The organism is Pseudomonas sp. HD57-3 (assembly GCF_056113135.1).
Genome location: NZ_CM148568.1, coordinates 3,850,599 through 3,869,302 on the forward strand (window position 1 = coordinate 3,850,599; position 18,704 = coordinate 3,869,302).

Annotated in this window: 16 protein-coding genes; 7 read left to right on the forward strand and 9 right to left on the reverse strand. The window is 61.7% G+C overall.

Annotated features, from left to right (window positions below):
- From AC0R79_RS17245 to AC0R79_RS17265, 5 genes are all read left to right on the forward strand, one after another.
- Window positions 1-1,575 (forward strand): ABC transporter ATP-binding protein, encoded by a 1,575-nt coding sequence (locus tag AC0R79_RS17245; RefSeq protein WP_474730817.1) that lies wholly within the window; start codon window positions 1-3, stop codon window positions 1,573-1,575.
- A gap of 40 nt (window positions 1,576-1,615) precedes the next feature.
- The gene (locus AC0R79_RS17250) at window positions 1,616-3,031 is read left to right on the forward strand and encodes a sigma-54 interaction domain-containing protein (RefSeq protein WP_474730822.1); all 1,416 of its coding nucleotides are present in this window, start codon (window positions 1,616-1,618) and stop codon (window positions 3,029-3,031) included.
- Between the two features lie 273 nt (window positions 3,032-3,304).
- Window positions 3,305-4,696: a GntP family permease gene (locus AC0R79_RS17255; protein ID WP_007952055.1), complete on the forward strand. Its 1,392-nt coding sequence runs from the start codon at window positions 3,305-3,307 to the stop codon at window positions 4,694-4,696.
- Window positions 4,697-4,703: 7 nt separating this feature from the next.
- The gene (gene hbdH / locus AC0R79_RS17260) at window positions 4,704-5,477 is read left to right on the forward strand and encodes a 3-hydroxybutyrate dehydrogenase (RefSeq protein ID WP_474730827.1); all 774 of its coding nucleotides are present in this window, start codon (window positions 4,704-4,706) and stop codon (window positions 5,475-5,477) included.
- A 63-nt stretch (window positions 5,478-5,540) separates the two neighbouring features.
- Complete coding sequence (locus AC0R79_RS17265; RefSeq protein WP_474730830.1) at window positions 5,541-7,496, forward strand: acetoacetate--CoA ligase; 1,956 nt, start codon at window positions 5,541-5,543, stop codon at window positions 7,494-7,496.
- 6 nt (window positions 7,497-7,502) lie between these two features.
- Here AC0R79_RS17265 and AC0R79_RS17270 read toward each other — a convergent pair whose 3' ends face one another.
- On the reverse strand, window positions 7,503-8,612 hold the full coding sequence (locus AC0R79_RS17270; protein ID WP_433897875.1) for a PilT/PilU family type 4a pilus ATPase: 1,110 nt from the start codon (window positions 8,610-8,612) through the stop codon (window positions 7,503-7,505).
- Between the two features lie 127 nt (window positions 8,613-8,739).
- Here AC0R79_RS17270 and AC0R79_RS17275 point away from each other — a divergent pair, with 127 nt between their 5' ends.
- Together AC0R79_RS17275 and AC0R79_RS17280 are read left to right on the forward strand one after the other, a co-directional pair.
- Window positions 8,740-11,277 carry a PAS domain-containing hybrid sensor histidine kinase/response regulator gene (locus AC0R79_RS17275; protein ID WP_474730834.1) on the forward strand — a complete coding sequence of 846 codons (2,538 nt, stop codon included), beginning with the start codon at window positions 8,740-8,742 and terminating at the stop codon, window positions 11,275-11,277.
- Between the two features lie 50 nt (window positions 11,278-11,327).
- Window positions 11,328-11,603 carry a peptidylprolyl isomerase gene (locus tag AC0R79_RS17280; RefSeq protein ID WP_007952044.1) on the forward strand — a complete coding sequence of 92 codons (276 nt, stop codon included), beginning with the start codon at window positions 11,328-11,330 and terminating at the stop codon, window positions 11,601-11,603.
- A 49-nt stretch (window positions 11,604-11,652) separates the two neighbouring features.
- Here AC0R79_RS17280 and AC0R79_RS17285 read toward each other — a convergent pair whose 3' ends face one another.
- From AC0R79_RS17285 to AC0R79_RS17320, 8 genes are all read right to left on the reverse strand, one after another.
- Window positions 11,653-12,588: a sugar kinase gene (locus AC0R79_RS17285; protein WP_474730840.1), complete on the reverse strand. Its 936-nt coding sequence runs from the start codon at window positions 12,586-12,588 to the stop codon at window positions 11,653-11,655.
- On the reverse strand, window positions 12,588-13,808 hold the full coding sequence (locus tag AC0R79_RS17290; protein ID WP_474730845.1) for an amino acid deaminase: 1,221 nt from the start codon (window positions 13,806-13,808) through the stop codon (window positions 12,588-12,590). Before AC0R79_RS17290 ends, AC0R79_RS17285 begins: the two co-directional genes overlap by 1 nt.
- 39 nt (window positions 13,809-13,847) lie before the next feature.
- Window positions 13,848-14,612, reverse strand: coding sequence for an IclR family transcriptional regulator (locus AC0R79_RS17295; protein WP_085745508.1), 765 nt, complete (start codon window positions 14,610-14,612; stop codon window positions 13,848-13,850).
- Between the two features lie 78 nt (window positions 14,613-14,690).
- A complete protein-coding gene (locus AC0R79_RS17300) occupies window positions 14,691-15,080 on the reverse strand; it encodes a RidA family protein (RefSeq protein WP_039768794.1) in 390 nt (129 codons plus the stop codon).
- A 31-nt stretch (window positions 15,081-15,111) separates the two neighbouring features.
- Window positions 15,112-15,909 (reverse strand): amino acid ABC transporter ATP-binding protein, encoded by a 798-nt coding sequence (locus AC0R79_RS17305; RefSeq protein ID WP_007960239.1) that lies wholly within the window; start codon window positions 15,907-15,909, stop codon window positions 15,112-15,114.
- Window positions 15,906-16,568, reverse strand: coding sequence for an amino acid ABC transporter permease (locus tag AC0R79_RS17310; RefSeq protein WP_007960241.1), 663 nt, complete (start codon window positions 16,566-16,568; stop codon window positions 15,906-15,908). The genes AC0R79_RS17305 and AC0R79_RS17310 overlap by 4 nt, the downstream gene beginning before the upstream one ends.
- Window positions 16,569-16,577: 9 nt before the next feature.
- Window positions 16,578-17,240: an amino acid ABC transporter permease gene (locus tag AC0R79_RS17315; RefSeq protein WP_474730850.1), complete on the reverse strand. Its 663-nt coding sequence runs from the start codon at window positions 17,238-17,240 to the stop codon at window positions 16,578-16,580.
- 51 nt (window positions 17,241-17,291) lie between these two features.
- Entirely contained in the window at window positions 17,292-18,140 is an 849-nt protein-coding gene (locus AC0R79_RS17320; RefSeq protein WP_085603277.1) for a transporter substrate-binding domain-containing protein, read from the reverse strand.
- Window positions 18,141-18,704 lie beyond the last annotated feature (564 nt).

Consider the following 18,704-nt stretch of genomic DNA (forward strand, 5'->3'; position numbering starts at 1 on the left):
ATGACTGACAATCTGATCGAAATCCGTGACCTCAGCGTCGCCTTCCATGGCCAGGCCGTGGTTCGTAACCTGTGCCTGGACATCCGCCCCGGCGAGTGCCTGGCACTGGTCGGCGAGTCGGGCTCGGGCAAATCGGTGACGGCCCACTCGATCCTGCAACTGCTCCCCGAATGCGATGCCCGGACCACCGGCAGCATCCGCTATCGTGGGCAGGAACTGGTCGGCGCCGATCCCAAGACCCTGCGCGACCTGCGGGGTAACCGCATCGCCATGATTTTCCAGGAGCCGATGACCTCGCTCAATCCGCTGCACACGATTGAAAAGCAGATCGGCGAAACCCTGTTGCTGCACCGTGGCCTCGGGGGCAAAGAGGCTCAGGCGCGGATCCTCGAACTGCTCGAACTGGTGGGCATCCAGAAACCGAAAGAACGGCTAAAGGCTTATCCGCATCAACTGTCCGGCGGCCAGCGTCAAAGGGTGATGATCGCGATGGCCCTGGCCTGCGAGCCCGAACTTCTGATCGCCGACGAACCAACCACAGCCCTCGATGTGACCGTGCAGCGCAAGATCCTGTTGCTGCTCAAGTCCCTGCAACGGCGCCTGGGCATGTCGCTGCTGCTGATCAGCCATGACCTCAATCTGGTGCGCAGCATCGCCCAACGGGTGTGCGTGATGAAGGCCGGTGAGATCGTCGAGCAGGCGCCGTGCGAAACCCTGTTCACCGAGCCGAAACACCCTTACAGCTGCGTGTTGCTCAACGCTGAACCGGAAGGCGAAGCACTGCCCCGGGACGAACGCGAGAACGTGCTGGAAGTCGATGACCTGCGGGTTGATTTCACCGTCGGCGGCGGGCTGTTCCAGCGCAAGCAATACCTGCGCGCGGTGGATGGCATCAGCCTGAACATCCAGCGCGGCAAGACGCTGGGCATCGTCGGCGAGTCCGGTTCGGGCAAGTCGACTCTCGGTCAGGCGATCCTGCGGCTGCTCGACTCCAAGGGCAGCATTCGCTTCCAAGGCACGGCACTCGACGGCCTCGACCAGAAGCAGATGCGGCCGTGGCGCCGGCAGATGCAGGTGGTGTTCCAGGACCCGTTCGGCAGCCTCAGCCCGCGCATGTCGGTAGCGCAAATCATCAGCGAAGGGCTGGAGGTGCATTGCCAGTCCACTGCCGACGAGTGCGACGACCAGGTGATCCGCGTGCTCAAGGAAGTGGGCCTCGACCCTGAAAGCCGCCATCGCTATCCCCATGAGTTCTCCGGTGGCCAGCGTCAGCGCATTGCGATCGCCCGGGCACTGGTGCTCAAACCGGCGCTGATTCTGCTCGACGAGCCGACTTCGGCCCTTGATCGCACCGTGCAGAAACAGGTGGTCGCCCTGCTCCGCCAGCTCCAGGAAAAACACGGCCTGACGTACCTGTTCATCAGCCACGATCTGGCCGTGGTGCGAGCGCTGGCCCACGACATGATCGTGATCAAGGACGGCAAGGTGGTCGAAAGCGGCGCCAGTCATGACGTGTTCGACTCACCGCAGCATCCCTATACCAAAGAGCTGTTGGCGGCGGCGCATCCGGGATAGGCATAATCGCGCCACCTGACTTCCGCCAATGGACGCCGCCATGAACACCACCGAAAGCCTCAAGGATTACCAACGGGTTCGCACGCTGGCAATCCGTTCGTTGTTCGAGATCATCGAGCAATCCAGTGAAGGCACGGTGATTGTCGACCGCGACGCAAACATCGTCTGGATGAACGAGCGCTATGCGCGACGCTTCGGGCTCGACTCCGCCGCCGGGGCCATCGGCAAGCCCTGCGAAAGCGTGATCCCCGGCAGCCTGCTGCGGGAGGTGGTGCGTACCGGGCGGCCGATTCTGCTGGACATGCAGGACACCCCGAAAGAACCGCTGGTGGTGATGCGCCTGCCGATCCATGACGACGCCGGGGCGGTGATCGGCGCCATCGGCTTTGCGCTGTTCGACGAATTGCGCACGCTGTCGCCGATGCTCAAGCGCTACCTGAGCATGCAGGAAGAACTGGCCTCGACCCGTTCGCTGCTACGTGCCCGGCAGACCAAATACAACTTCGCCCATTTCATCGGCACCAGCGCTGCCAGCCTGGAAGTCAAACGCCGTGCCCGTCGCAGCGCGAGTGCCGAGTCGCCGGTGCTGTTGCTGGGTGAAACCGGCAGCGGCAAGGAATTGCTGGCGCAGGCCATCCACAGCGCTTCGCCTCGGGCGCACAAGGCGTTTGTCAGCATCAACAGCGCAGCGATTCCCGAGGCGCTGCTCGAAGCCGAGTTCTTCGGCACCGCCCCCGGCGCCTTCACCGGCGCCGACCGCAAGGGTCGCACCGGCAAGTTGCAGATCGCTCAGGGCGGGACGCTGTTTCTTGACGAAATCGGCGACATGCCGTTGCCGCTGCAAAGCAAATTGCTGCGGGTGTTGCAGGAAAAGGAATTCGAACCTGTAGGCTCCAACGATGTGATCCAGAGCGATGTGCGGGTGATTGCCGCGACCTCGACGGATCTGGAAGCGGCGATCAAGCGCGGCGAATTCCGCGCGGATTTGTACTACCGGCTCAACGTGCTGCCGATTCAGGTGCCGCCGCTGCGGGAACGGCTGGACGATCTGCCGGCGCTCAGTGAAGCGATTCTTGAGGAGTTGCGCAGTCAGCATGAGTTGAACCGCGAAGCGCTGGAGCTGCTGGGCCAGCATGCCTGGCCGGGGAATATCCGCGAGTTGCGCAATGTGCTTGAGCGAGCGGCATTGCTCAGTGACGACCTGATGCTGACGGCGGATGACATTCGGGCGGCGATTGGCACGTTTACACCGGTTGAGCGAGCGCTGGCGCCTCTGTCAGAGCCCGCAATCCACGAGACTTTCAGTCAGGCCCGCGAGCGGTTTGACCGGCAGTTGATTCAATCCACCCTCGCGCAATGCGGGGGCAAGGTGATCGAGGCTGCTCAGCGGTTGGGGCTTGGGCGCTCCACGCTATACAAGAAGATGACTGCACTTGGGATCGTAGAGTCTCAATAAAGAGACACGACTCTCTAAATAAGGACAACATCAAAAGCTTCGCGGGCAAGCCCGCTCCCACGGGGGAATGCATTCAAATGTGGGAGCGGGCTTGCCCGCGAAAGCGCCTTCCGATTCACAGAAGTCTCAAAATAGAGACAAAATCCATAAAACCACCGCTAAAACTCAAACTAATTCCTTTTATTTCAACAACTTAACCATCTGGCACAGTTCTCGCTATAGCCCTCCCCACACCCGTTCCACCCACAAAAATAACAATCGAAGGAGCACACCATGAGTGTGATCATCGCCTTGGCAGCCCTCGCGCTGCTGATGCTCGCGGCCTACCGTGGCTACAGCGTTATCCTTTTTGCCCCGATCGCCGCCCTCGGTGCCGTCCTGCTCACCGACCCGTCCGCCGTTGCCCCTGCTTTCACCGGGGTGTTCATGGAGAAGATGGTCGGTTTCATCAAACTTTACTTTCCCGTGTTCCTGCTCGGCGCCGTGTTCGGCAAGCTCATCGAGCTGTCGGGTTTCTCGCGCTCGATCGTCGCGGCAGCGATTCGTCTGCTCGGCACCCGCCAGGCGATGCTGGTGATCGTGCTGGTCTGCGCCCTGCTCACCTACGGCGGCGTTTCGCTGTTCGTCGTAGTGTTCGCGGTCTACCCGTTCGCAGCGGAAATGTTCCGCCAGAGCAACATCCCCAAGCGCCTGATCCCGGCAACCATCGCCCTCGGCGCGTTTTCGTTCACCATGGACGCCCTGCCCGGCACGCCGCAAATCCAGAACATCATCCCCAGCACCTTCTTCAACACCACCGCGTGGGCGGCGCCGTGGCTGGGTGTGATCGGCACGATTTTCGTGTTCTGCGCCGGCATGCTGTTCCTGCAGCGCCAGCGCAACAAGGCGCAGCGAGCCGGTGAAGGCTACGGCACCGAACTGCGCAACGAACCGGAAACCGCCGAAGACCTGAAACTGCCGAACCCATGGATCGCCCTGTCGCCGCTGCTGGCGGTGGGGATCATGAACCTGCTGTTCACCCAGTGGATTCCGCAGTGGTACGGCAAGACCCACAGCCTCGCGCTGCCAGGCATGGCCGCGCCGGTCACCACCGAGATCGCCAAACTCACGGCGATCTGGGCGGTGCAGGCAGCCCTGTTGGTCGGCATCCTGATGGTGCTGGCATTCGGTTTTAAAGCGATCAAAAGCAAGCTTGCCGAAGGCAGCAAAAGCGCAGTCAGCGGTGCACTGCTGGCGGCGATGAACACTGCGTCGGAATACGGTTTCGGTGCGGTCATCGCCTCACTACCAGGTTTTCTGGTGCTGGCCGACTGGCTCAAAAGCATTCCCAATCCGCTGGTCAACGAAGCGATCACCGTGACCCTGCTGGCCGGTATCACCGGTTCCGCTTCGGGCGGCATGAGCATCGCGCTGGCAGCGATGTCCGAACAATTCATCAGCGCTGCCCACGCCGCCAACATTCCGCTGGAAGTGCTGCACCGGGTGGCCGCGATGGCCAGCGGCGGCATGGACACCCTGCCGCACAACGGCGCCGTGATCACCCTGCTCGCTGTCACCGGCCTGACTCACCGTGAGGCCTACAAGGACATTTTCTGTATTACGCTGATCAAGACCCTGGCGGTTTTCGTGGTGATCGGCACTTTCTACGCCACTGGCATTGTGTGAGGTATTGATGACGACTCTTTCTGGCAAGACCGCACTGGTTACCGGCTCCACCAGCGGCATCGGGCTGGGCATCGCCCTGACGCTGGCCAAGGCTGGCGCCAACCTGATCCTCAACGGCTTTGGCGACGCCTCCAAGGTGATCGCCGAAGTCGAGCAGTTCGGCGGCAAGGTCGGCCATCACCCGGCAGACGTCAGCGACCCGGCGCAGATCGCCGACATGATCGCCTACGCCGAGCGCGAGTTCGGCGGCGTGGACATTCTGGTCAACAATGCCGGCATCCAGCACGTCGCGGCGGTGGAAGAATTTCCGGTAGAGCGCTGGGATTCGATCATCGCGATCAACCTGTCGTCGGTGTTTCACAGCACTCGCCTGAGCCTGCCGGGCATGCGGGACAAGGGCTGGGGGCGAATCGTCAACATCGCTTCGGTGCACGGTCTGGTCGGTTCCACCGGCAAAGCTGCGTACGTGGCGGCCAAGCATGGCGTGATCGGCCTGACCAAGGTGGTCGGCCTGGAAACCGCCGCCAGCAACGTCACCTGCAACGCGATCTGCCCGGGCTGGGTGCTGACGCCGCTGGTGCAGAAACAGATCGACGATCGCGCAGCCAAGGGTGTCGACCCGCAGCAGGCACAACACGATCTGCTGGCCGAGAAGCAGCCGTCGCTGGAGTTCGTCACCCCGGCGCATCTGGGTGAACTGGTGCTGTTTCTGTGCAGCGAGGCCGGTAGCCAGGTGCGTGGCGCGGCGTGGAATATCGATGGTGGGTGGCTGGCGCAGTAAGTTCGTAACTGATCGCTCCCACGCCACAGTGGGAGCTTTCTCACCAACAATAAGAGGCAAACCATGTCCGACATTCTCTGGCAGCCCGATGCCCAACGCATTGCCCGGTCCCGCATGGACGGCTTTCGGCGCTTCATCAATCAGCGTCACCACCTGAAGCTCGACGACTACCCGGCCCTGCATCAATGGTCCATCGACCAGCGCGAAGCGTTCTGGCAGGCGATCGTGGATTTCTTCGGCATCAGTTTTCACACCCAACCGGACGCCGTTCTGCGTGGCGGCCTGAAAATGCCGGGCGCCGAGTGGTTTCCCGGCGCCACCCTGAATTTTGCCGAACACCTGCTGAGTCGCCGCGACGATGCCATCGCCGTGATCGCTATCGCGGAAAACGGCCAGCGTGAACTGCTGACCTGGGCCGAACTGGCCCAGCAAGTCGCCGGGTTCCAGGCCAGTCTGCAAGCGGCCGGCGTCGTGGTCGGCGACCGGGTCGCGGCCTGCATGCCCAACACCTGGCAAACCCTGGTGGCAATGCTCGCGACCACCAGTCTCGGGGCTATCTGGTCGTGCTCATCGCCGGACTTCGGCACCCACGGCGTGATCGACCGCTTCGGCCAGATCGAACCGAAAGTACTCATCACCTGCGCCGGTTACCGTTACGCCGGCAAAGAGATCGACCAGACCGTCAAGATCAACGAAATCCTCGAACAGCTGCCGTCTCTGCAACAGCTGATCATCGTCCCTTATGCGCGCCCCCACGCCCAAGTCACCGATTACCGGACGCCCGCCAACGTCACGCTGTGGGGCGACTTCTATGAGCCGGGCGATGAGCCGCAATTCGTCCCGGTGCCGTTCGATCATCCGTTGTACGTGCTGTATTCCAGCGGCACCACCGGCGTGCCGAAGTGCATCGTTCACAGCACCGGCGGCGTGTTGCTGCAACACGCCAAGGAACACGGGCTGCATGTCGACCTGGGCCCCGGCGACCGGTTGTTCTACTACACCACTTGCGGCTGGATGATGTGGAACTGGCTGGTCTCGGCACTGGCGGTCGGCAGCGCGGTGGTGCTGTATGACGGCTCACCGTTTTATCCGGACAACGAGCGATTGCTGGAGCTGCTCGACGACGAGCAGGTCAGCGTGTTCGGCACCAGCCCGAAATTCCTCGCGACCCTGGAAAGCAGCGGCATCAAACCGCGCGAAAGCTACGACTTGAGTCACCTGAAAACCCTGCTTTGCACCGGCTCCGCGCTGTCGCCGCAGAGTTATGACTTCGTCTATCGCGACTTCAAACCTGACATCTGCCTGTCCTCGATGTCCGGCGGTACGGACATCGTGTCCTGCTTCGTCAACGGCAACCCGATGTCGGCGGTCCGCCGGGGTGAGATCATGGGCAAGAGCCTGGCCATGGCGGTGGAAGTGTGGAATGACGCCGGGCAACCGGTGATCGGCGAAAAAGGTGAATTGGTGTGCACTCGACCATTCCCGGCGATGCCCATCGGACTCTGGAACGATCCGGACGGCGAAAAACTGCGCAAATCCTATTTCAGCCAGTTCCCCGGCGTCTGGGCCCAGGGTGACTACGCCGAACAGCTGCCTCATGGCGGGATGCTGATCCACGGCCGCTCCGACGCCGTGCTCAACCCCGGGGGCGTGCGCATCGGTACGGCTGAAATCTACCGGCAGGTGGAGAAAGTCCCGCAAGTGCTGGACAGCGTCGCCATCGGCCAACAGTGGCAGGACGACGTGCGAGTGGTGCTGTTCGTGCGCCTCAAGGACGGCGTAGCGCTGGATGACGCACTGCAACAGCAGATTCGCCAGGCGATCCGTGCCAACACCACACCGCGCCATGTGCCGGCGAAGATCGTCGCGGTCACCGACATTCCGCGCACCATCAGCGGCAAAGTGGTGGAGCTGGCTGTGCGCAATGTGGTGCACGGTGAACCGGTGAAAAACACCGATGCGCTGGCTAATCCTGAAGCGCTGGAGCAGTTCCGCAATCGGGTCGAACTTCGCGACTGAAGCCTGTCAGTCCATCAGTCCCCACTCGCCGGTCGAGGGCGGTGGGGACGGCATGGTGTCGGCGTGCAGCTTCAGACGCAGGCGCAGGTTGTTGACCGAATCAGCATTTTTCAGTGCCTCGTCTTCATCGATCACCCCTTCTGCTACCAGCGCGAACAGTGCAGCGTCAAAGGTCTGCATGCCCAGTTCCGCCGATTTTTCCATGATGGTTTTCAGCTCGCCAAAGTCATTGCGCCGGATCAGGTCGGCAATCGTCGGCGTACCGAGCATCACCTCGGCGGCGGCCCGGCGCTGACCGTCCCGGGTTCGCACCAGACGCTGGGAGACGAACGCCTTGAGGTGATTGCCCAAGGCATGCAGCAATTGCGGCCGGCGCTCTTCGGGAAAGAAATTGATGATCCGGTCCAGTGCCTGATTGGCGTTATTGGCGTGCAATGTCGACAGCACCAGATGCCCGGTTTCGGCGAAGGCCAGCGCATGTTCCATGGTCTCGCGATCACGGATTTCGCCGATCAGCACCACGTCCGGGGCCTGGCGCAGGGTGTTTTTCAGCGCGGCGTGAAAGCTGCGGGTATCGACTCCGACTTCTCGCTGGTTGATGATCGATTTCTTATGGCGATGGATGTATTCCACCGGGTCTTCAATGGTGATGATGTGCCCGCTGCTGTGGCGATTGCGATGATCGATCAGTGCCGCCAGCGACGTGGATTTACCCGAGTCGGTGGCGCCGACGAACAGGATCAGGCCTTGCTTGAGCATCACCGATTCGAGCAATACCGACGGCAGTTTCAGGTCTTCGAATCGAGGAATGTCGAGTTTGACGTTACGGATCACGATCGACACGTCGTTGCGCTGTTTGAAGATATTGACCCGGAAGCGGCCGATGCCCGTGCGGGAAATCGCCAGGTTCATTTCCAGATCCCGGTCGAACTCCCGGCGCTGCTCGGCGTCCATCAGGGAGGCAGCGACAGTCGCCACTTCGCCGGGTTTGAACGGCTGATCGCTCAAGGGCGTCAGCACCCCGTCGAACCGCGCACTGGGCGGCGCGCCCGTGGACAGGAACAGATCCGAACCGTGGCGGCTCGCCAGTTGTTTGAGCAATGCATCGATTTCCATGGCCAAAAGCACCTGCGAAGCTTTCAATGAACTTAAGACCGTGCGTCGTGACGCGACGGGCCTTACAGCGTCTACCGCACTAGGATAGTAGACGCCGCCTCACCGACCGACGCCCAGGATTGATGTGATGAACGCTGTACCGAACACCAACGACGCCCAGGCATTGATTGCCCGCACCGACTGGAGCCGCAGCCCGCTGGGCGCCTCCGGCACCTGGCCACAGAGCCTGCGCACCGCGGTGGACATCGTGATTCACTCGCCGATGCCGATGCTGCTGTTGTGGGGCCCGCACCTGACCCAGATCTACAACGACGGCTTCGCACTGCTCGCCGGGAGCAAGCATCCGCACGCTTTCGGACAACCGGCGCACCAGATATGGCCGGAACTTCGAGACTTTACCGACCCAATTTACAGCGCCGTCCTACAAGGCCAGGTGCGAACCTACAGCGAACGGCGCTTTACCCTGCAACGGGACGGCCAGGATTCCGACTTCTGGCTGGATCTGACTTACAGCCCGATCCGCGATGAAAGCGCGCAAGTCGCCGGCATTCTGGTCACCGCCATCGAAACCAACGAACGCCGGCGCATCGCTTTGGAACTGCAGCAGCGCTCCGAAGACAGCCTCAAGGCCCAGCGCGAAAGTGAAGAACGTCTGCAACTGGCGTTGGCGGCCACCGATGCGGTCGGCACCTGGGATTGGGACATCGGCGAAGACCGCTTCATCGCCGACGCGCATTTCGCCCAGTTGCACGGTGTCGATCCGGCGCTGGCCGGTCAGTTGCCGATCAGCGAATACCTGCAAGGCGTGCACCCCGAAGACCGCGCGATGATTGCCCGCAGCATCAAGCACTGCATCACCCACGGCACCGAATACGCCGAGGAATACCGCCTGCTGCAAGCCAATGGCGAGCTGCGCTGGGTGTTCGCGCGCGGGCGCTGCTACAAGGATCATCATGGCCGGCCGATGCGTTTTATCGGCGCCGCGCTGGATCTGACCGAGCGCAAGCACACCGAACAGGCATTGCGCCAAAGCCAGACCGAGCTGCAACTGATCATCAACGCCATGCCGATCCTGATCAGCTATGTCGACCACGAAGAACGCTTTCGCCTGAACAACGCCGCGTACCTCGACTGGTACGGGCTCACGCCTCAAGAGCTGTACGGTCGCACGATCCGTGAGGTGATCGGCGAAGAGGCCTATTTCCTGCGGGCGCCGTACATCGCCGAAGCCCTCGCCGGCCGCCCTTGCTCGTTCAGCCTGTACACGCCGCACCGCGACGGCAGCCAGCGGCATGCCTTGATGAACTACCTGCCGCGCCACGGCGCGGACGGTGCGGTGAACGGTTTCTACATCTTCGTCATCGACGAGACCGAACGCAAAAAGACTGAAGAAGCCCTGCGCAACCTCAATGAAACCCTTGAGGAACGTGTCAGTGCGCGCACCGAACAACTGGCCCAGGCCAACCAGCGTTTGCAGAACGAGATGTTCGAACGCGAGCGCGCCGAAGACGCCCTGCGCCACGCGCAGAAAATGGAAGCGGTCGGCCAGCTCACTGGCGGCATCGCCCACGACTTCAACAACATGCTGACCGGCATCATCGGCAGCCTCGACCTGATGCAGCGCTACATCGCCAGTGGTCGCGCCGATGAGATCGGCCGGTTCACCGACGCGGCGGTGTCTTCGGCCAACCGCGCGGCGGCACTGACCCACCGACTGTTGGCGTTCTCCCGGCGTCAGTCGCTGGATCGCAAGACTATCGACGTCAACGAGCTGATCCACTCGCTGGAAGACCTGATCCGCCGCACCAAGGGTGATCCGATAGAGCTTAAGTTGCGCCTGGCCGACAGCGTATGGGCGGTCAGCACCGATGTCAGTCAACTGGAAAACGCCCTGCTCAACCTGGTGATCAACGCCCGCGACGCCATGCCCGACGGTGGTGAGCTGCTGATCGAAACGGCCAACGTCTACCTCGACGGCAACGACATCACCACCCTCGAACCGGTCAAGGCCGGGGATTATCTGATGCTGGCGGTGAGCGACAACGGCACCGGCATGACGCCTTCGGTACGTTCGAAAGCGTTCGATCCGTTCTTCACCACCAAGCCGATCGGCCAGGGCACCGGGCTCGGGTTGTCGATGATTTACGGCTTTGCCCAGCAATCCGGCGGACACGTCAGCCTCGACAGCCTGCCGGGTCAAGGCACCTGCGTGCGCCTGTACTTGCCGCGTTTGTATGCACTGGAACCGGAGCGGCCGGTCATCGAAACGGTCACCGAGGCTCCCGCCGTGGCAACCGGCGAAACCGTGGTGGTGGTCGAGGACGATCCGGCGGTGCGCATGCTGGTCATGGACCTGCTCAAGGAGCTGGGTTATCGCGCCCATGAAGCCGAAGACGCCAAGGGAGCCTTGCCGCTACTGGAATCCGACCTGCGGGTGGACCTGCTGGTAACCGATGTCGGCCTGCCGGGCATGAACGGCCGGCAAATGGCGGAGATCGCCCGCCAGCATCGTCCGGGGCTCAAAGTGTTGTTCATGACCGGTTACGCGCAGAAAGCCGCCGAGCGCCAGGGCTTTCTCGAAGACGGCATGGACATGGTCGCCAAACCGTTTTCCATCGAGCAACTGGCCGGCAAGATCCGCACGATGATCAGCCAAAACCCGTGACTTGAGGCATAATCCGCGCCCCGCCGTCACCCCGCTACAGGTATTGCACGATGAAAGCCCAAGCCCGCCACATTCTGGTGAAGACCGCCGAAGAGGCTGAAAAACTCAAGCAACGCATCGCCAACGGTGAAGCGTTCGATGTGCTGGCGAAGAAATTTTCCACCTGCCCGTCCGGCAAGCGCGGCGGCGATCTGGGTGAAGTGCGGCCGGGACAGATGGTCGGTGCGATCGATGCGGTGATCTTCAAGAAACCGCTGCGCACGGTGCACGGGCCGATCAAGAGCAAGTTCGGCTATCACCTGGTGCAGGTGTTTTACCGCGACTGATCCAGTGCCCTGAAGGCGCGGCTTTCGCCAACGCCTTCAGGGATCGGCATCAATCCTTGGGGATCAACGCCCCTGGCACTTGAATGACCTGACTGGCCAAACGATGTCCCGCCTCCGCCGCCTGCGCCGGGCTTGCGCCGGACAAGCGACTCGCCAGATACGCCGCACTGAACGAATCCCCCGCCGCCGTGGTGTCCACCACCTTTTCGACCTTCTGCGCCGGCACCTCAAACGCTTCCCCGTCGCAACGGATCAGACAAGCTTCAGCGCCGCGCTTGAGCACCACTTCCGGCGTGCCGATCTGCGCGTACGCTTCAAACACCGCATCACAGTCTTCGAAATGGAACAGCGCCTGCTCGTCGTCAACCGTCAGCAACGCCAGATCGACATGAGGCAACACGCTGCGATAAGCGGTCCGCGCCTCCTCCACTGAAGCCCACAGGCGTGGGCGGTAGTTGTTGTCGAACACGATTCGCGCGTCACGCTGACGGGCTTCGATCAAGGTCTCGATCAGTTTTTCCCGCCCCTGCGCACCGAGCACTGCCAGCGTGATACCGCTGAAATACAGCACATCGTAATCCGGCAGCGCCGCCAGAATCGGTGCGGCCGCCGGCGTGGTGAAGCAGTCGCGTACGGCGGCTTCGTTGCGCCAGTAAAGGAAGCGGCGCTCCCCGGCAGCATCGGTCTGGATGCAATACAGCCCCGGCAAACGACCAGGCAAGCGCTGGACCAGATCCAGACCAATGCCTTCGTCGGCCCAAATGCGGCACATCGCGTCACTGAAGCTGTCATCACCCAGCGCCGTGACGTAATCGACCTGCGCCTTGTCGCCCATGGCGCGGCACAGGTAGACCGCCGTGTTCAGCGTGTCACCGCCGAAGCTCTGTTGCAGGCTGCCATCGGCACGTTGCTGGAGTTCGATCATGCATTCGCCGATCAGGGCGATGCGCGGGGTGTTCGGACCCAATGGACTGAGCGTGTTCATCAGAAGCAGGTTTCCATGGTTTCGATCACCGACAACTGCTCGTCAACCAGCAGGCCCACGCGCCACTTGTCGAAGGTCAGGCACGGGTGCGAAGTGCCAAAGGAAATGATGTCGCCCACGCGCAACTCCACACCTGGCGCCACCGTCATGAACGCGTGCTGGTCCATCACCGCCGTCACTTTGCAGGCGCCGACATCGTCGCCCACCGCCGGCAGCACACCGGCCTTGTAACGCAGCAACGGCACCGGCATCCCGGCATCGAACGCCACGTCACGCTTGCCCAGGGCAATCACGGCAAACCCCGGCTCCGGCAGCGACTGCACGTGCGCCCAGACTTCCAGCGCCGGGCGCAGGCCTTCGTGCAGATCGCTGCGACGGTCGAGCACGCAGCACTGCGCCTCTTTATAGATGCCATGGTCGTGAGCCACGTAACTGCCGGGACGCAGCACGCTGAGGAAACGCCCGCCAGCGTTCTGCGCTTCGAACGATTCGGCGATCAGGTCGTACCACGCCGAACCCGACGCGGTGATGATCGGCTTGGCGATGGCGAACGCGCCGCTATCCTGCAACTGCACCGCCAGACGCACCAGCGAGGCGGCGAATTCACGGATGCCGGTCACGGCGTGATCGCCATGGATCACGCCTTCGTAACCTTCGATGCCGGTCAGGGCCAGCGCCGGTTGCGCGCCGATGGCCTTGGCCAGTTCGATGACTTCCTGCTCGCTGCGGCAACCGCAACGGCCGCCGACCACGCCGCACTCGATCATCACGTTCAGACGCACACCGCGCGATGCGAAATAGGCACCCAGATCGGCGACGTTGTCCGGGTGATCGACCATGCAGTAGAAATCGAAGCCGGAATCGGCCGCCAACAGATCGGCAATCAGCGCCATGTTCGGCGTGCCGACCAGTTGGTTGGCCATCAACACCCGGCGCAAGCCGTGGGCATAAGCAGCGCGGGTCTGGGTGGCGCTGGCCAGGGTGATGCCCCACGCGCCGGCGTCGAGCTGACGACGAAACAGCGCCGGGGTCATGCTGGTCTTGCCGTGGGGCGCGAGTTCGGCGCCGCTGTCGCTGACGAATTTCTGCATCCAGCGGATGTTGTGCTCCAGCGCTTCGCGGTGCAGCACCAGCGCCGGCAGGCTGATGTCACGCACCAGTTGCGCGCCGAGGGCGGCATCGCCCTTTTCCACGGCAGCAGTGTTGTTGGCAGTCGTCATGGTCGAACTCCTCACAGTCGCGCCCGCAGGCAAGCGCGGTTATTCGTTGATTCGCCGGGCGAGGCTGTTGGCGCTCTCGATCAAGACCCGGCGATAGTCGTTGTAATTGGTCTTGGCATCGGCGCGCGGGGCGACGATGCACAGGGTGCAGATGGCCACGCCTTGAGGGTCTTTGACCGGGGCGGCGAAGCAATGGGTGAAGGTGTCGGCGACACTGTCGAAGGAGAAGAAACCGTCGATGCCGGCCTGACGGATTTCCGCCAGAAACGTCTCCATCGGCAGGCGTTCGCCACCCGGCAGGATGAAGTCGTCAGGGTCGATCAGGTCGCTGATCTGCTGGTCGCTCAAGTGCGCCAGCAGCAGGCGCCCGGAGGCGGTCCAAGGGATCGGTGCGTTTTCGCCGATATCGGAAGAAATGCGAAAATGCCGCTCGCCCTCCTTCATCAGCGCCACCGTGTATTTGCGCCCGTTGAGCAGGCACATCTGCGCGGTTTCCCGGGTCTGGCTGACGATCTCCTGCAAGGCGTGATCGGCCTCGCGACTGAGGTCGAAGTGACGCAGATGCGCCTGGCCGAGGAAATACAGCTGACGACCGAGATAGACGTGACCGTCCTTGCCCACCGGCTCCAGAATCCGCCGTTCGAGCAACGAGGCCACCAGTTCGTAGACCGTGGATTTCGGGCTGCCGATGCCGTTGGCGATGTCGTTCGGACGCAATGGCTGGCCGATTTCCTTGAGGAAATCGAGGATATCGAACGCCCGGTCCAGACCGCGTGCCCGGCGCTTGATGGTGTCTTCGGTCATTTCAGTGGTTCCCATTCAAAGTGCCGGGAGTTTATCGCGAAAGATCGCTCCCACGCTCTGCGCGGGAGCGGTCGATACTCAGGCCTTCTTCTTGTACGCAATGCAGTCGATCTCGACCTTGCAGTCGACCATCATGCTCGCCTGCACACAGGCCCGGGCCGGTGCGTGTTCGGGCTTGAAGTACTCGCCGAAGACCTTGTTGAAACTGGTGAAATCCCGTGGATCGTCCAGCCACACGCCGGCGCGTACCACGTCTTCCAGGCCATAACCGGCCTCTTCGAGAATCGCGATCAGGTTCTTCATGGTCTGGTGCGTCTGCTCGACGATGCCGCCCACAATGATCTCGCCATCCACCGCCGGCACCTGCCCGGAAACGTGCAGCCAGCCATCGGCTTCAACGGCGCGGGCGAATGGACGAGGCTGGCCGCCAGCGGCGGTGCTGCCGGTGCCGTAACGAGTAATGCTCATGGGTGTTTCTCCTGATTGAAAAAGTGAAAAGTCAGAACCGCGTGCTTTTGAGAAATTCCGCCAGCCGCGGCGATTGAGGACGCTCGAACAGTTCCTTGGGAGGCCCCTGCTCTTCGATGCGCCCCTGATTCATGAAAACGATCTTGTCCGAGACCTCGAAGGCAAAACGCATTTCGTGGGTCACCAGCAACATGGTCATGCCGTCCTCGGCCAGGCCCTTGATCACGTTCAGCACTTCGCCGACCAGTTCCGGGTCGAGGGCCGAGGTGACTTCGTCGAACAGCATCAGGCTCGGGTTCATCGCAATCGCCCGGGCGATCGCCACGCGCTGCTGCTGACCGCCGGACAACTGACCGGGAAAGTGATTGCGCCGTTCCAGCAGGCCGACCCGCTCCAGCCATTTCTCGGCCAGGACCACGGCTTCGTCCTTGTGCATCTTTTTGACTTTCAGCAAGCCGAGCGTGACGTTCTGCAACGCGGTGAGATGCGGGAACAGATTGAATTGCTGGAACGCCATGCCGGTCATCGCACGATGACGGGCAATGACTTTTTCCGGGTGGCGCACGCGCTTGCCGTTGAGTTCGTCATAGCCGATGGATTCGCCGTCGAGCAGGATCTGCCCGCCCTGGAATTCCTCCAGCATGTTCACGCAACGCAGCAGCGTGGTCTTTCCTGAGCCGCTGGAACCGATGAGGGTCACCACGTTGCCGCGCTGCATGCTCAGGTCGACGCCTTTGAGCACTTCGACCGCGCCGTATTGTTTGTGCAGGCCACGGATGTCCAGCAGGGGCTGACCGTTCTGGACGTTGGAAACTTGAGCTTGAGTCATGGCAGGGCCACCCGCTTTTCAATGTGCCGGCCGAGTAATTCGATGCCGTAGTTGATGACGAAGAACAGAAAACCGGCGAACAGGTAAAACTCCAGGGTCATGAACGTCCGGGCGATGATCTGCTGGGTGCTGAGCAACAGCTCGGCCACGCCGATCACCGACAGCAAGGTCGAGGCCTTGACGATTTCCGTGGACGAATTGACCCAGGTCGGCAGGATCTGCCGCAGCGCCTGAGGCAACAGCACGTAGCCGAGGGACTGATAGAACGTCAGGCCGATGGCCTTGCCGGCTTCCATCTGCCCGCGTGGCAATGCCTGCAATGCGCCGCGCACGATCTCGGCGACATGCGAGCCGCAGAACAGCGTCAGCCCGAGTGCGCCGGCCTGAAACGCACTGATCTGCCAACCGAGCGCCGGCGCCATGTAGAAGCACGCCAGCACCAGCACGAACACCGGGGTGCCGCGAATCAGGTCGACATAAAAGCGGAACGGCGCGCGCATCCAGAACTTGCCGTAGGTCAGCACCAGCCCGGCGAATACGCCGATGACCGTGCCGAACAGAATCGCCAGCGCCGACACCTGCACGCTGGTCAGAAAGCCTTGCCACAAGGCTTCGCGGGCAATCCACAACTCATGCAACCAACTGGGGGATTCGTACATCGCAGCCTCCTATCGGCGGATTGCCAGACGCTGCTCGAGGTAACGCAGCAGCATGGCAATGAGGTAACAGGCCGCGACATACAACGCCGTGGTCACCAGCCAGGTTTCGATCACCCGGTAGCTTTCGACGTTGATCTTGCGCGCGTAATAGGTCAGCTCCGGCACCGAGATCGCGGCGGCCAGCGAGGTGTCCTTGAACAGCGAAATGAAGTTGTTCGACAGCGCCGGCAACACGTTGCGCAACATCACCGGCACGGTGACGTAGGCCTTCACCTGCCACTCACCGAGACCAATCGCCAGCCCCGCTTCGCGCTGACCCTTGGGGATGCTCAACAAACCGCCGCGGAACACTTCGGTCAGGTACGCCCCGGCATACAGCGACAGCGTGATGATGAACGACGGGATCTTGTCCAGCCGGATCCCCAGGCTCGGCAACGCAAAGTAGATCAACAGAATCAACACCAGAATCGGCGTGTTACGGATCACCGTCACATACACCGATGCCAGCACCCGCAAGGCGCGATGCCTGGACAGCAAGGCAAACGCCATCAGCAGGCCGATCACGCAGCCGATGGCGATCGACACCAGCGCCAGTTCAAGACCCAGACCGAGCCCCGCCAGCAAGGTGTCGAAGTCGCGCCACACGGCGGCAAAGTTCAACTGATAGTTCATGGTCGGCAGTACCTTGAGCGGGGCGCATCAGGGCGCCCCACTCTCACGGGATCATTTGAATTCGACAGGGAAACCGATTGCAGGCGATGGCAGATCGACGCCGAACCATTGCTTGAACGATGCTGCGTAGGTCGGGAACTCCACGCCGGTCATGGCTTCGTGCAGGGCGGTGTTGACGAAGTTCAGCCAGTCCTGATCGCCACGTTTGACGGCGCAGGCGTAGGTCTGCGGGCTCCAGGCGTACGTCGGGCTGCGATAGCGGCCAGGGTTCTGCACCATCAGATATTTGACCGAAGACTGGTCGGTGGCGGCGGCATCGGCACGACCGGAATTCACCGCCTGATACATCAGATCGACGCTGTCGTACTGATCGACCTTGGCCTTGGGCAGCGCCTGATGCACCAGCTCCTCGGCGTACACGTTCTGCAATACGGCTACGGTCACGCCATCACCACCGGCCTGCAGGTCTTCGATTTCCTTGTACTTGCTGTTGTTCGGCAGCAGCAGGCCGACGCCTTCGCGGTAGTACGGCAGGGTGAACGCCACTTGCTGTGCACGGCTGGCGGTGACGGTGATGAACTGGCAGCTCATGTCGACCTTGTCGGTCAGCAGGTTGGGAATCCGTGCATCGGACGACTGCACCACGAACTCGACCTTGCTTGGGTCATTGAACAGACCTTTGGCCACAATTCGCGCGATGTCGATATCAAAGCCCTGCAACTTGCCGTCCGCGCCCTGGAAGTGCCACGGCGCATTGGTGCTGCCGGTGCCCACAATCAGCTTTCCACGAGCCAGGACGCTGTCGAGCTTGCTGTCGGCCGCCTGGGCCATGCCCATGACAGCGGACGAAGCCGCGAGAACAAAAACACACGCTTTGAACAAGGAAGGTCGGCGATGCATGGCAAGCACTCCAAAGGATTGTTTATTCCGCTATACCGGAACACGGTTTGTTACTACGGAATAGACAGCAGAAAGTGTGCCACAGGATTCGCGGGGAATCTGCACCCGTTCGAAAATTGTCAGGAATCAAAGAGATACGTAAATAGGAAAAATAGAGAAACAGTGAGAGAGCGGAGCGTGCGCTACCGTTGGCTACAACAATGCGGGTAGCAGGTTCCCAGTCGGTGCACGGGTGATCGATTCAGGGGCAGCCCTTATCAAAAATACTGAAAGGCATCGGTACGGAAGAATCCCTCCTGCAAAACTTCACCCAACACCTCGGCAAAACCAGACACTGCGCTGCCCCGCGCAAACCGAGCCATGACCTGAACTGGCTTCGCCACACCCTCAGCACCCTCTGCACCATCCCCCGCGCAAAACGCTGGAACTTTTCCTGAAAGTGCCACCTAAGAGCCATCAGATAATGGCACCGTCGTTCCAATTGATCTGTAACAACTAGCCTCGAAGCCGGATTGGACAAGCTCCCATCCGGCTGCTTTTCTTTATTTCTCAGAAAGAGATGAG

Coding starts and splice junctions, on each gene's coding strand:
- AC0R79_RS17245 (WP_474730817.1), top strand. CDS start 1: ATGACTGACAATCTGATCGAAATCCGTGACCTCAGCGTCGCCTTCCAT.
- AC0R79_RS17275 (WP_474730834.1), top strand. CDS start 8,740: ATGAACGCTGTACCGAACACCAACGACGCCCAGGCATTGATTGCCCGC.
- AC0R79_RS17280 (WP_007952044.1), top strand. CDS start 11,328: ATGAAAGCCCAAGCCCGCCACATTCTGGTGAAGACCGCCGAAGAGGCT.
- hbdH (WP_474730827.1), top strand. CDS start 4,704: ATGACGACTCTTTCTGGCAAGACCGCACTGGTTACCGGCTCCACCAGC.
- AC0R79_RS17300 (WP_039768794.1), bottom strand. CDS start 15,080: ATGAGCATTACTCGTTACGGCACCGGCAGCACCGCCGCTGGCGGCCAG.
- AC0R79_RS17265 (WP_474730830.1), top strand. CDS start 5,541: ATGTCCGACATTCTCTGGCAGCCCGATGCCCAACGCATTGCCCGGTCC.
- AC0R79_RS17295 (WP_085745508.1), bottom strand. CDS start 14,612: ATGACCGAAGACACCATCAAGCGCCGGGCACGCGGTCTGGACCGGGCG.
- AC0R79_RS17255 (WP_007952055.1), top strand. CDS start 3,305: ATGAGTGTGATCATCGCCTTGGCAGCCCTCGCGCTGCTGATGCTCGCG.
- AC0R79_RS17285 (WP_474730840.1), bottom strand. CDS start 12,588: ATGAACACGCTCAGTCCATTGGGTCCGAACACCCCGCGCATCGCCCTG.
- AC0R79_RS17310 (WP_007960241.1), bottom strand. CDS start 16,568: ATGTACGAATCCCCCAGTTGGTTGCATGAGTTGTGGATTGCCCGCGAA.
- AC0R79_RS17290 (WP_474730845.1), bottom strand. CDS start 13,808: ATGACGACTGCCAACAACACTGCTGCCGTGGAAAAGGGCGATGCCGCC.
- AC0R79_RS17315 (WP_474730850.1), bottom strand. CDS start 17,240: ATGAACTATCAGTTGAACTTTGCCGCCGTGTGGCGCGACTTCGACACC.
- AC0R79_RS17305 (WP_007960239.1), bottom strand. CDS start 15,909: ATGACTCAAGCTCAAGTTTCCAACGTCCAGAACGGTCAGCCCCTGCTG.
- AC0R79_RS17250 (WP_474730822.1), top strand. CDS start 1,616: ATGAACACCACCGAAAGCCTCAAGGATTACCAACGGGTTCGCACGCTG.
- AC0R79_RS17320 (WP_085603277.1), bottom strand. CDS start 18,140: ATGCATCGCCGACCTTCCTTGTTCAAAGCGTGTGTTTTTGTTCTCGCG.
- AC0R79_RS17270 (WP_433897875.1), bottom strand. CDS start 8,612: ATGGAAATCGATGCATTGCTCAAACAACTGGCGAGCCGCCACGGTTCG.